The 11877-nt window shown below is 41.8% G+C and carries 11 protein-coding genes and 1 pseudogene; 6 read left to right on the top strand and 6 right to left on the bottom strand.

The features are described 5' to 3' along the window. Window positions 1–252: 252 nt before the first annotated feature. The gene (locus tag PNK_RS03435) at window positions 253–612 is read right to left on the bottom strand and encodes a hypothetical protein (protein WP_158021679.1); all 360 of its coding nucleotides are present in this window, start codon (window positions 610–612) and stop codon (window positions 253–255) included. Between the two features lie 272 nt (window positions 613–884). Here PNK_RS03435 and PNK_RS03430 point away from each other — a divergent pair, with 272 nt between their 5' ends. Then, window positions 885–1163 carry a hypothetical protein gene (locus PNK_RS03430; RefSeq protein ID WP_032125236.1) on the top strand — a complete coding sequence of 93 codons (279 nt, stop codon included), beginning with the start codon at window positions 885–887 and terminating at the stop codon, window positions 1161–1163. Window positions 1164–1287: 124 nt separating this feature from the next. Here the strand turns inward: PNK_RS03430 and PNK_RS03425 are convergent, their stop codons facing one another. The 3 genes from PNK_RS03425 to tyrS all read right to left on the bottom strand — a co-directional run bounded on the left by PNK_RS03425 (window position 1288) and on the right by tyrS (window position 5053). Then, window positions 1288–2814: a hypothetical protein gene (locus PNK_RS03425; RefSeq protein WP_059060310.1), complete on the bottom strand. Its 1527-nt coding sequence runs from the start codon at window positions 2812–2814 to the stop codon at window positions 1288–1290. A gap of 384 nt (window positions 2815–3198) precedes the next feature. Next, complete coding sequence (locus tag PNK_RS03420) at window positions 3199–3531, bottom strand: HU family DNA-binding protein (RefSeq protein ID WP_032125234.1); 333 nt, start codon at window positions 3529–3531, stop codon at window positions 3199–3201. A gap of 241 nt (window positions 3532–3772) precedes the next feature. Continuing rightward, a complete protein-coding gene (gene tyrS / locus PNK_RS03415) occupies window positions 3773–5053 on the bottom strand; it encodes a tyrosine--tRNA ligase (protein WP_231909284.1) in 1281 nt (426 codons plus the stop codon). 419 nt (window positions 5054–5472) lie between these two features. Here tyrS and PNK_RS03410 point away from each other — a divergent pair, with 419 nt between their 5' ends. Together PNK_RS03410 and PNK_RS03405 are read left to right on the top strand one after the other, a co-directional pair. Beyond that, entirely contained in the window at window positions 5473–5904 is a 432-nt protein-coding gene (locus tag PNK_RS03410; RefSeq protein WP_079992791.1) for a BON domain-containing protein, read from the top strand. Window positions 5905–6004: 100 nt separating this feature from the next. Continuing rightward, window positions 6005–6691, top strand: a complete 687-nt coding sequence (locus tag PNK_RS03405) for a hypothetical protein (protein ID WP_059060308.1) — start codon at window positions 6005–6007, stop codon at window positions 6689–6691. 48 nt (window positions 6692–6739) lie between these two features. Here PNK_RS03405 and PNK_RS03400 read toward each other — a convergent pair. Next, window positions 6740–7497: pseudogene (locus tag PNK_RS03400) on the bottom strand (Nif3-like dinuclear metal center hexameric protein). Window positions 7498–7717: 220 nt separating this feature from the next. Between PNK_RS03400 and rpiA the strand changes: the two are divergent. Together rpiA and PNK_RS03390 are read left to right on the top strand one after the other, a co-directional pair. Continuing rightward, the gene (gene rpiA, locus PNK_RS03395) at window positions 7718–8416 is read left to right on the top strand and encodes a ribose 5-phosphate isomerase A (protein WP_059062334.1); all 699 of its coding nucleotides are present in this window, start codon (window positions 7718–7720) and stop codon (window positions 8414–8416) included. 163 nt (window positions 8417–8579) lie between these two features. Further along, complete coding sequence (locus PNK_RS03390) at window positions 8580–8993, top strand: bifunctional nuclease family protein (protein ID WP_032125232.1); 414 nt, start codon at window positions 8580–8582, stop codon at window positions 8991–8993. Window positions 8994–9050: 57 nt separating this feature from the next. On the opposite strand, the gene PNK_RS03385 is transcribed toward PNK_RS03390, so the two are convergent. After that, window positions 9051–9347 carry an HPr family phosphocarrier protein gene (locus PNK_RS03385; protein WP_051981894.1) on the bottom strand — a complete coding sequence of 99 codons (297 nt, stop codon included), beginning with the start codon at window positions 9345–9347 and terminating at the stop codon, window positions 9051–9053. Window positions 9348–10025: 678 nt separating this feature from the next. On the opposite strand from PNK_RS03385, the gene pepF reads away from it, so the two are divergent. Then, the gene (pepF, locus tag PNK_RS03380; RefSeq protein ID WP_059060306.1) at window positions 10026–11861 is read left to right on the top strand and encodes an oligoendopeptidase F; all 1836 of its coding nucleotides are present in this window, start codon (window positions 10026–10028) and stop codon (window positions 11859–11861) included. Window positions 11862–11877 lie beyond the last annotated feature (16 nt).

Genomic DNA, 11877 nt, shown 5'->3' with positions numbered 1-11877 from the left:
ATATAGACATCACGTCTTGCCACGAACGAAAACTTAAGAGAGAAGCATCAGACTATCAGATTATAAGGAAAATCCTCTTTAAATTTAACACAATCTATTCCAAATAAAACAGATAAGTGTAAATAGGCTGCTAGAAAGATGCAATGCGAGGTAAAGGGATTGAGAAAAACGATCGTTTCAAGCCTTGATGCCAGAAACGATCGTTCGTTTCTCAAAAGAATAATTAAGAATGTATCGATGAATCGATAACTGTTAAGAGCTGGCCTTATGGTGAATTAAGGCAGATAATTCATTACGAAAGTGGTGGGGAAGATGGGAAAAGATATTGTGAATTTTGCGGATCAAATGCGCTTGTTCATCATCTTGCGAAGACAACTCATCCCAATCGATTTCCAAGAAATGAGGTTCAATCTTTCCTTGGGCAAATTCGATTAAAGCATTCAAGCCATTACGTGTTAAAATCAAAAGCTGCTCTGGATCTCTCTCATCTTGCTTTAAGTCGGCTACGCTCTGCTCGACTGCATGCAGACGATTTCCTTCCAAGATGATAAAAGCTGTTTCTGGATTTTCACCGATTACAGCGGCATTAAATAGATTCTCATTGTTTTCCATAATACCTCCCATAAATAAAAACGTTTGACTGCTCTTTCTCTCTTTACCCCTTTCAACCTTTAAGGATCAAGGGAGATCGACACCCTCGTTTCATTTCATGAACCATGCCAACACTCCCATAAATCTACATAATACGTTAAAAACAAATGATTTAACTAACAAAACCCTTCTCTTTTTAAATTGAGAATCTCAAAGGCGACTTCATTTAGAGTCGACGTTAATCAATTGAAGTTGTTATAGTTATACTATTTAATTAAACTAAGGAGGAGATCGTGTACTGCTGGCACTGCGGCTTTTCAACGCCCGACCCTTTTCAAGGAAAGGTTTCATTTCGTGAAACCTGTGACAAATGCGGCTCAGCCTTGCATTGTTGCCAGAACTGCAAGTATTACAAGCCGAGGCTGGCCAATGACTGTGCTGTGCCTGGAACAGACTCTGTTTCGGATCGGCAAGCAAATAATTTTTGCGAAGAATTCAGCTTACTTGGCAAACCACCCGTGCCATCCAACCATGAAGCCGCTAAAAAGCGCTTCGAAGACCTTTTCTGCTAATACTCATGAGATTCTTGCAATGAGATTTTTACGCATTAATCGATTCGAAGATGGATCAATTATTTAGGCCAAGGTAGTTACAGATTTGCACAATCACCGATTACATAGAAAATTTAAGGAACGCTTACAGGGCTGTTTCCGGCATATCCAACGATTCCATTTGCCATTGATAATGGCGCTGATCGGAATGGAGGATATAGGCGATTAAAAAATTAGCCCCCCAAAAACTACTTTTCCCCCAACGAGGTATGGCCTGAATCGTCCCTTTGAACGAGGGAATACTCAAACAAAGCGATGAGTGCTTGCCGTCTAAGTAGATTGGTTGCGCACTTCCCTCATAGCGATCAAGAGTGCTTGGAAAAAGAATCTTTTCATCCCCCACACGGCACTTCTCGGCTTTGGCAAAAAAACTAAAAGCCGTCCCTTCCCATCCATCCAATCCCAGGAATGAGGTTTTGAGATTAAAGCGGGCTTGCTTAAACTCCTGCAAAATTTCGAACCAAATGCCTCGAAACTGGCCTATCTGAAAAGGCAGGGATGAGGGCTGATCGACTAAACGGACACACCCTTTCAAGGAAAACCCTTGCCGCCTTAGCTCGATCATAGATTTGCGCAAGCCATGATCCGATAAGTGGTTCCCCTCAATTCCAAACCCTAGGCAGTCGCCTAAAGGCAAATATTGGGGTCCATAATTGATAATTTCAACATCTTCTAACTTGATAGACCCAAGCCCCGTATGCCCTCCGTGCAAGGTGCAAACAGCATGCATGTTGGAAGATCGGTAGCCGACTAAGGCTGTTGACGAGTCATAGATGTGTTCTGGAAGCGTAAAAGGAAGGCAAGCCTCTTTTTTTTCGGTTATAAACAGTTTCTCGACTAACACCCACAAAGGATGGATCGGCTTAGAAGCGTCGCTCCAATCCTTTTGCAGGCGGCCCAATAAGGCATTTGCCGCGCTGTCAAATTCATTTTCTTGTGTTAAGGCTGAAACACTATGAAAAAAGAGATAGTAAAGAAGAAGGTTATTTAAAGGATCACCATCTTGCTCGCGAGCGAATAAAGCCGTAAATGGAAAATAGTTAGCATCTAATGTATTATTGAGCTGCCACTTTGCTAAACGAATCACGCTGTTCAGCAAATCTTCGCGCTTCGTTAATTGGGCTAACATGCAAAGAAAAATGCCGAATTCAAGATGATAAGGCGCATAGGGGAGTGCTTGCCAAGAGCAATACTCTTGCAAATCGATAAGAGCCGCTCCACTTTCTAATAGATGGCTACCAACCTCTGGAACAGACATTTTAGTCAGTAGATGATTGAGCGCAACAATGACTCTAAAATACTGTGAACTTTGATTCCAAGGCTGCTGCTCAAACGCACGAACCTTAGCAGCCAGCTCTTTCACGGGAGAAGCAAGAAAATGGTTGAGAAGATTAACGGTTAAAAGAGACTTCCAATTCTCAATTGCCTTCTCAGACGACATGAGCGTCTCATGCCAGTAACACTCCTCTACAACCTCTTCCATAGGAAAGGATTGCTGATCCAACCAAGATTTAACCGCTAGCTCGAGACCGAAAGGAGCCTCAATTGCCGCCATTCGTGATGCAAAAAGGGTTTGAAGAGAAAACTTATCGATCATTGTTGCTGTAACCATTAAATCCTAATATAGCCAATCGCATGCGAGTTCAATTCCGATCGAAATACTATCCCTAGCAAATACTGGATCTAATCTTGAAATCATTCAAGCCCTAAAAGACCAGCAAATCCATTCACAAGTCCAGCAAAACATTTTCTTTACACGCTTAATTAACCAAGCTTGGCTCTGCTCAAAGCTTACGGCAAGCATGTCAATTTTTCTTATCGCAGCGCTCAAACTTATCCTAAAGCGAACAAGTCAAGCGCTTAAAAAATCCGGGATATTCAATGACTCAAATTTAAATAGCTAAATGCTTCGGATTCATTTTATGGATCATGAATAACCAACGTGCACTTATCTATTTAAATGATTTTTTAGAGTCATTTGAAAGATCAAAAGATGTTATGAACCAACTTCTGCAAAAATTTCTTCCGACTCGACAACTTGACGCATCTTTTTACCAGGCGTAAATTTCACCGCTTGGCGTGCTGGGATTACGATAGGTACAGCTGCGTTTTTAGGATTGCGTCCGATTTTTTGCTTTCTTTCGACAACCTCAAACACACCGAATTCTCTAAATTCTAATCTCTCACCTTGAGATAAACAATCTGTGATCTTATCGAGGAAGGCTTGAATCACATGGCGGACATCATTTGGATGAATCCCCTTATCCTGCGAAATAGAATTAATCAGTTTTTTCTTTGTCATGGTGCTCTTCTTTGTACTGGTTGCCATAGGCGCGGACTCCTCCATTGCACTTTTTCGTTAAGATTAAGTTGTTTCTGACATTTTCATATCCTTTTGATTTTCAATCAAGTTCTTTTTGTCGTTTCGACTTTTTCGATTCAACTGACAAAAAAAACTTTCTGAGCCATTCCAGGATAAAAACAGCTTCGAAATACATCGTCAAGCAAATTCTTTAATTTATACCTCTCATGATAAGCAAAGGCCCTTTGAATTCAATACTAATCTTCAATCATCCTTTCAAACGAATGAGCATTTTATTTTTCTTACCCGCAGCCAAGAGAATTAAACGATTAGAAATTAAATAGTTATCTCCAACAACGCAGTTCTCGTCTTCAATTTTCTCATTATTGATATAGACTCCACCATTCCGTAACAGACGTTTTGCATCGCCCTTACTAGCTTGCAGCCCAGCCTCAACCAGTAGATCTATCAATTTCTTATTTACAACGCTATCAAAAGCCATTTCACAACTCGGCATATCTGCAGCTAGGCTTTCAAGCATTTCAGCATCAAGTTTTGTTTGTGAGCCAGGTGCAATTCCTTCAGTCACTTTAATTGCCGTCTTAAGCCCCTCACCACCATGCACCATGCGAGTAATCTCTTCTGCAAGTCTTTTTTGGGCCGTACGGGGGACGTAGTCAGCCTCTTTCATCATTTTTTCATATGTGCGAATTTCTGCCATATCCATAAAGGTCAACATACGCATGAGATTGATGACATCAGCATCTTCAACGCGCACCAAGTATTGGTAAAATTCATAAGAAGATAGCTTGTCTGGAGAAAGCCAGATAGCCCCTTTTTCCGATTTGCCAAATTTTTGCCCGTCGCTCTTTGTCAACAAGGGAAACGTCACTCCATAAGCCGGCTTTCCATGGACTTTGCGGATCAAGTCAGTACCAGCAATGATATTCCCCCACTGATCGCTTCCGCCGAGCTGAATCGTCACACCTTGCGTCTCAAATAAATGAAGAAAATCGTATCCTTGCAATGTTTGGTAACAAAATTCTGTAAAGCTCATTCCTTCTTCCGACTGCAAACGGGTCTTCACACTGTCTTTTGCAAGCATGGGCCCCAATCGGAAGAGTTTACCCACATCCCGCAAAAAGCCAATGAACGAAAAGTCTTTGAACCAATCAAAGTTATTTAAAATGATTGCCTTTGCAGTTGGGTGATTGAAATCCAGCACTGCTTCAAGGTTCTTCCGAATCCCTTGCAGATTGTGTTGAATCGTTTTTTCATCTAAAAGCTGCCTTTCAGCACTCTTACCAGACGGGTCTCCAATCATTCCGGTGGCTCCGCCCACAATAGCAACTGGAGTATGTCCAAAGCGTTGAAACCAAGCCAGTCCCATAATGGCCACGAGATTTCCCAAATGAAGACTGTCAGCCGTTGGATCGAATCCGCAGTATACCTTAACGGGTTGTTGTGTCAATTGGCGAATTTCTTCGCTAGTCACAGCATCTATAAAACCGCGCTCGCGCAAAACATCAATAATAGTGCTCATCATCATCACCCATTTAAGAATAAAGCTTTATACGTTGATACCCAAGTCTCTTCGGCATAGTATCCGGAAAATTTTAACATTTTTCTAAATGTTTTGTTTTCTGTCAACGCCTGTTCAACAGAATCCGCAATCAATAACAAGGACTAGCTAAAACCCCCACCTCTTTTTCAAGGCCTTTTAGTGCCAAAGATTTGAATTTACAAAAACTCTTTTTTGATTCATTAGTCTTAGAGCAAGCAGCCATTCAACTCAAGAAGAGGTGAATAATTCGCAACCAAGTTTAAAAAAAATATTTGCTTGATTTTTTTAAACTTTTCCCTATTCTCCGAACTGAAATAGTCAAGGATCTTTGGCTTCTAACAGCGAATCCAAGCTTTAAGTCTTGATTAAAATGACCTATCAAACACCCTAGGGAGGTTATCAAAATGAAAAAGCAGCTTTTTATTCTGTCTTCTTTATGCTTAATGCTATCTGCTTGTGAAAACACGGCACACAACACAGCTCCTGGAGCAGACAACACAGCCCGAAATGCCCGCAACGGACATGCCGTCACAGCAGGTGATCAAGCTGAAAATGAAGCAGACCGCGGAATCACCCAAAAAGTTCGCCAAGCCTTATTAGAAGATGATTCCTTATCAACCAATGCCAAAAATATTAAGATCATTACGATTAACGGCGTCATTACATTACGCGGCCCTGTTAACAATGATCGCGAAAAGAATGAAATTGGCAAAAAAGCTAAAGCTGTTAGCGGCGTAAGAAACGTAGACAATCAGTTAGAAGTCATCCGCGAAGTCAACGTGAACCGCCTAGATAATGCTATGCGCAGTGAGGGTAGAAGTGATATTAATCGCTAATTAATTCAAATCTTAGAAGCGTTCGCAAACCTCTGTGTGAGTTATCAACTCAAGCAATTTGGGGTTTGTGAGCGCCCTCTTAACATATAAGGAGAAATTTATGGCTAATCAAGCAGTCTATGGAATCGTCGGAAGCCGTACACAGGCAGAGCAGCTCGTACAAGCCTTGGTGGATGCAAATGTCAATCACGGGGACATCTCTTTCCTTGCAGCTCAAATCGAAGAATTTCAAGAATTTGATAAAAGAAGCAGTAGAACAGAAGCCAATCGCAATTGGCGTACAGAGGAAAGACTAGAGAATTACTCCGATAGAGACACAGAAGAAGAGATGCGCACAGAAAGAGCGACAGGCAAAAAAGCAAAAGGCATGACCACTCCGGGTGGTTTAGCCCATGAAAAACATTCCAAAGCTCCTGAAGGCGCCACCGCTGGCGCAGCAGCTGGTGGACTCATTGGCGGAACGCTTGGCCTTTTAGCGGGTATTGGAGCCTTATCTATTCCAGGCCTAGGGCCCTTTATTGCTGCAGGACCTTTGATGGCTGCATTAAGTGGACTCGGTGCCGGAGGAACAATCGGCGGAATCATTGGCTCGCTAGTTGGTAGCGGCATCCCTGAATATGAAGCAAAAAGATATGAAAATCGCTTAAAAGAAGGCGGAATCTTAGTGGCTGTAAGAGCCAATTCCGACACCTTGGCCAAGCGCATTAAAGAAGTCATGGAACATAATGGCGCAGAAGATGTCTCAATCTCTTCAGAAGCCTCAATGCCCAAAAACTACCAAAAATAGTTGCCTTTTTCGGCCATGCTTGCATGGCCGCTTTTGCCTTAATCCAAGCTAAAATGGGTTAGGAAGATCTAAAAAGAAGCAAGGTAAGCCCAATTCTTTCTCTAAGTACTTAGCAAGCGCCAAAGGACCAATTTTTTCTGTTGCCGAATGCCCTAAAGCAAAAAAGTTAGATTTTTTCTTTCAAAAGCATGGTGCCAAACAGGCTCATCAAAGCTCCCTGTAATAAACGCATCGATCCCTTGGCCTGCCGCTTCTAAAATAGATTTATGAGCCCCGCCAGATACGAGAGCTATAGTCTCAATGGTTTCAGGACCGCCAAACGCGCAAGCTGCTGGATGCTGGTAATAACTCTCCAGTAGACTTTGAATCTCTTCCCTCTTTGTTGGCTGGATTTTTCCCTTCACCCCAATGGGTACACCATTGATAAAAGCAAAAGGCTGTAAATTGGTCCAACCCAACTCTTGTGCTGCCTTCCAATTATTACCTAAAAAAGGATGTTTATCTAACGGTAAATGATAGGCAAAAAGAGACATGCCGTGCTTAAACAAAGCTTGCAGCTTTAACTTCTTGCTTCCTTCGATGACATAGCTATCGCGCTGCCAAAAAAGGCCATGGTGAACTATCAATACATCAGCATTTCTTTCAATAGCTGCCTCAATCGTTGCTTGACTAGCCGTCACAGCAGTAGCAATGACTTTAACAGACTCTTTTCCTTCCACTTGCAAGCCATTTGGACAGTAATCAGTCAAACCATCTTGAGGAAGGAGTTGATTCAATAGATCTCTCAAATTTTTTAACGCTAACATTTTCAATTCCATTCGATTTTGCAGAACTAACTTAAAAAACAATAAATTGCTCTTTTACACAATTTACTCCTTGAGTGCAATCTTGATTTAACTTATGTAAGTAAATAGTTTATCTAATCAAATAGCCGCTCCTAACTAAATTATTTTTTAGAATAGGCTATTTGAAAGACAGCGTTTGGAGCCAGCCCTTATTAATGCACCATTATCAACCGAGAGCTACATGACAAAAACAGACTTTTCACCGATTATCTCAGCCAAAAAAGCAGCTGGAAAAGCAGCTGTAGAGCTTATCAAAGAAGGCATGCTAGTCGGCCTTGGAACCGGTTCAACAACGTCCTATTTTATAGAAGCCCTAGGCCAGCGCTGCCGTTCAGGCTTGAACATTTCAGCAGTCGCTTCATCGGTACAGTCCATGCGTCAAGCCCATTTCGAAGGCATTCCACTAATTGATGCTGATAAAATCACCTTATTAGATTTAACAATCGATGGAGCAGATGAAATTGATCATCATAAGAATATGATTAAGGGAGGCGGTGGAGCTCTTTTACGTGAAAAACTTCTTGCCTTAGCAAGCAAAGAAATGGTCGTCGTCGTAGATGAAAATAAACTTGTAGAGCAATTAGGAGCCTTTCCAGTTCCTGTTGAGATAGCAACTTTTGCTTATCGCACCACTTTAAAGCGGCTCGAATCTAATGGCTATTCATGCATACTGCGACTCAATCGGGATAAAAGCCTCTATCTGACAGACAATGGGAATTACATCATAGATATTCAATATCAAAAGCCAATTGCAAACCCAAAGCTTGAGCATGAAAGGCTCAAAAGCCTTGCAGGAGTTTTAGAAACTGGCTTATTTTTTAACGTAGCAGGCCGTGTAGTTGTTGGCTATGAAGATGGTTTTGCCAAAATTCTTACGTGACTTTAAAAAAATTTTAACTAAACTTGGGCCAGCACAAAAAAATCAGTCCAAATTCAAGCAGCAGCCATTGAAAGGCTACTTGAAGTAAAAGTAAAAGAAGCCCTAAAAGGCAAAGAGCTCTTGTTATTCTTTGCCAAAATAGTATTTAGGATGGAATCACCGCATGCAATCAGAACTTATTCAGCTTTCATTTGATAAAATCATGCAAACGCGCTCTTATACGGTTGTGATTTTGGGAGCTCAAGACAAACGTTTTGCAATTTATACCGATCCAAGCATTGGCAGAACCCTGCAGATGTTTCTAACCGAAGTGGAAAGACCTCGTCCCCTAACACATGATTTGATAGACAAGATTTTTGATGGTTTTGACGTTCGAGTTAAGCAGGTTGTAATTAACGATGTTCAAGATACGGTCTATTTTGCACGGCTGTTTTTAGAACAAGACTGCGGTGACATGCGCCATATCCTAGAAATTGATGCGCGCCCAAGCGATTGCTTAACCCTTGCCTTAATGAATAATGCCCCAGTCTACTGCACAAAAGAGGTGCTGGAAAAAACAATAGCCGTCGAAGAATAAGAGACGGCCAGTGAACCAGCCGTTTTAGCCTAGCACATTGGCAGGCGGTGGATTTTTCTAATACTTGATATAGAATTTATTGTTAGCCAAGGCAATGATTGATTCTACAGCCTCTTCCGCATCAACCCCTTCAGCTTCAATTCCGATCCTAGCTCCTTTAGAAGCCGCAAGCATTAAAACACCCAATAGCGACTTAGCATTAACAGCATGTTTTTGATATTTTAAAAACACTTGCGCTTTAAAAGCACTCGCACACTTAACAAGTTCGGTGGATGGTCTTGTATGAAGACCTCGATCATTGCCTACAATAAACTTACCCTTTACAACAAGTTTTTTAATAGCTGGATTTATCATGGCTTGGATCCTTGCATTGCGATAATGGCTCTATGGCGCAATGACTGTTTTGGTCGTACACATTTATCAAGCTTATATATGGCAGAATAGGCAATATCAGGCTTCTTTAGATTTTCCTGAACAATAGTTGCTTCAATGGCTCACAACCAACTACACTCATGGATTCGTCACAAGATTAGTCTCACCAAAAATTGCCATCTCCCCTTAATAAAATGAATACTTTGTTAAATTGGCTATATAGGAAATTATTAAGTAAATACCCCTATTTAGCTTGCTTATCTAAATAATGCAACTATCTTTTGCTAATATGGCTTACAAAAATTTCTAGTCCCCTTGAATGCTCCTAATTCGCCGTGTTAAGTGCCAAAAAATGCTGCCGGGCTGTTTTGCTTTTCCTTGAAAAGCTACCCCCATTCGAGTAAGATGGCGCACAGCATTCATGAAAAATTGTTTTTGCATGAAGGCCTATTTCCCGCGAATGATATTTAATAGGTCGTCTAAAACTCATTTGATCCATGTCTGTTAGCCCCCTCTAGAAGATTTAAAACAAATCATTTAATTTTTTAGGATTGCCACAAATAAAAATCTTATCGTCAAATAACAGCTTTGTATCATCTATCAGGCGTTTAGATCTCTGATTGATGAGCTAAAGCGCAGGTTAGTAATGAGGAAGACCATATGAATAAAACACGCGAAGAAGTTTCATTAGAAGACCGCTGGAACGTTGAAGGCTTATACCCCTCTCATGAAGACTGGGAGCAGGCATTTCAAAGCTTTGCTAGTCAGGCTCAGCAAACTCCTAGTTGGCCAGCCTTACATGCCTATCAAGGAACTCTTCAGAGGAACCCTGAACAAGTTAAAAACGCTCTGGATCTCATGATGACTATCGATCGTGAACTTTCCAAGCTTTATACGTATGCACACTTACGTCACGATGAAGACATCGCCAATCCAAACTTTAAAAAGTCTTACGAGCAAATTTTAACATTGGCCCATGCCTTCGCACAAGAAACCGCCTGGTTTCAGCCCGAATTGCTCGCGTTAGCCGACGATCTTTTAGAAAGTTATTTAGAAGCTCCCATTCTAACGGCGTACCGTTTTTACTTAGAGAAAATGATCCGGATTAAAAAGCACACTTTGTCTAGCGAAAATGAAAAACTAATGGCATTGGCGGGACAAGCCTTACAAACCTCCTACAAAGCCTTTAATGCCATCAGCGATGCAGACTTTAAATTTGGATCTGTCCTAGATAGCCAAGGGGAAGAAAAACCTTTATCGCACGCGACGTATAGCCTGTACATCCGGGATCAAGACCGCACCTTGCGTGAAAGAGCATTCAAACACTACCATAAGAAGTACTTAAACTACGAAAACACCTTATGCGAGCTTTTGAGTGGACAAGTCCAGAACCATCTTTTCCAAGCACGCTCCCGCCACTATTCTTCCTGTTTAGAAGCAGCTCTGTTTCCAAAGAACATTCCCACATCGGTCTATCATGCTCTCATTCAAGCGGTCTCCGAACAGACCCCAGTTTTACACCGCTATATGGATCTGCGCAAAAGAATCTTAAAGTTAGACCAACTACACCTTTACGATATCTATGTACCTCTAACCAGTGCTATCGATATACGTTTATCCTATCAAGAAGCGGAAGATATTGTGATCGAATCGGTCGCCCCCCTCGGCCCCGAGTATCAGTCCTTCCTGGCTCAAGGCTTAAAAGACCAGCGCTGGGTCGACCGCTATGAAAATCGCAACAAGCGCTCGGGTGCTTATTCTAGTGGCTGCTTCGACAGCATGCCCTACATCTTGATGAACTACAAAGATTTGCTAAGAGATGTCTTTACGCTCGCCCACGAGGCAGGCCATAGCATGCATAGCCTCTATAGCCGCCGCACGCAACCTTATCAATATAGTGACTATCCCATCTTTTTAGCAGAAGTCGCCTCCACCTTTAATGAAGACCTCTTGGGTCGCTTGCTCATTGACCGATGCCAAAATCCCATCGAAAAGATCTTTTTGCTCAACCAAAAAATCGAAGATATCCGAGGCACCCTATTCCGCCAAACCATGTTTGCCGAATTCGAACTCCTCATTCACCAACTCGTCGAAAAAGGAACCCCTCTCACTCCTCACCTAATTAAACAAGAGTATAGACAGCTCAACTATAAATACTTTGGACCCCATGTCGTCATTGATGAAGAAATTGATATCGAATGGGCCCGTATCCCCCACTTCTACTACAATTTTTACGTCTTCCAATACGCAACCGGAATCAGTGCAGCGCTTGCCCTCTCCGATAAAGTTGTAAACGGAGATGATAAAGATCGAGAAGATTATCTTAGCTTCCTCAAAGGGGGCTCAAGCCAATACCCAATCGACATGCTAAAAATGGCCGGTATTGATATGGAATCGCCTGCCCCTGTGAAAGCTGCAATCCTTAAATTCGACAGACTTCTCACAGAACTCGATCATCTACTGACCAGTGTAGAGATATCGACCGCTAAGCCTTAAAACCTTGAGGAGAGAC

It is taken from the genome of Candidatus Protochlamydia naegleriophila (genome assembly GCF_001499655.1).
Lineage (GTDB): Bacteria > Chlamydiota > Chlamydiia > Chlamydiales > Parachlamydiaceae > Protochlamydia > Protochlamydia naegleriophila.
This window is presented reverse-complemented; position numbering and strand designations above follow the sequence as displayed.

Coding starts and splice junctions, on each gene's coding strand:
- PNK_RS03435 (WP_158021679.1), bottom strand. CDS start 612: ATGGAAAACAATGAGAATCTATTTAATGCCGCTGTAATCGGTGAAAAT.
- PNK_RS03425 (WP_059060310.1), bottom strand. CDS start 2,814: ATGGTTACAGCAACAATGATCGATAAGTTTTCTCTTCAAACCCTTTTT.
- PNK_RS03420 (WP_032125234.1), bottom strand. CDS start 3,531: ATGGCAACCAGTACAAAGAAGAGCACCATGACAAAGAAAAAACTGATT.
- tyrS (WP_231909284.1), bottom strand. CDS start 5,053: ATGATGATGAGCACTATTATTGATGTTTTGCGCGAGCGCGGTTTTATA.
- PNK_RS03410 (WP_079992791.1), top strand. CDS start 5,473: ATGAAAAAGCAGCTTTTTATTCTGTCTTCTTTATGCTTAATGCTATCT.
- PNK_RS03405 (WP_059060308.1), top strand. CDS start 6,005: ATGGCTAATCAAGCAGTCTATGGAATCGTCGGAAGCCGTACACAGGCA.
- rpiA (WP_059062334.1), top strand. CDS start 7,718: ATGACAAAAACAGACTTTTCACCGATTATCTCAGCCAAAAAAGCAGCT.
- PNK_RS03390 (WP_032125232.1), top strand. CDS start 8,580: ATGCAATCAGAACTTATTCAGCTTTCATTTGATAAAATCATGCAAACG.
- PNK_RS03385 (WP_051981894.1), bottom strand. CDS start 9,347: ATGATAAATCCAGCTATTAAAAAACTTGTTGTAAAGGGTAAGTTTATT.
- pepF (WP_059060306.1), top strand. CDS start 10,026: ATGAATAAAACACGCGAAGAAGTTTCATTAGAAGACCGCTGGAACGTT.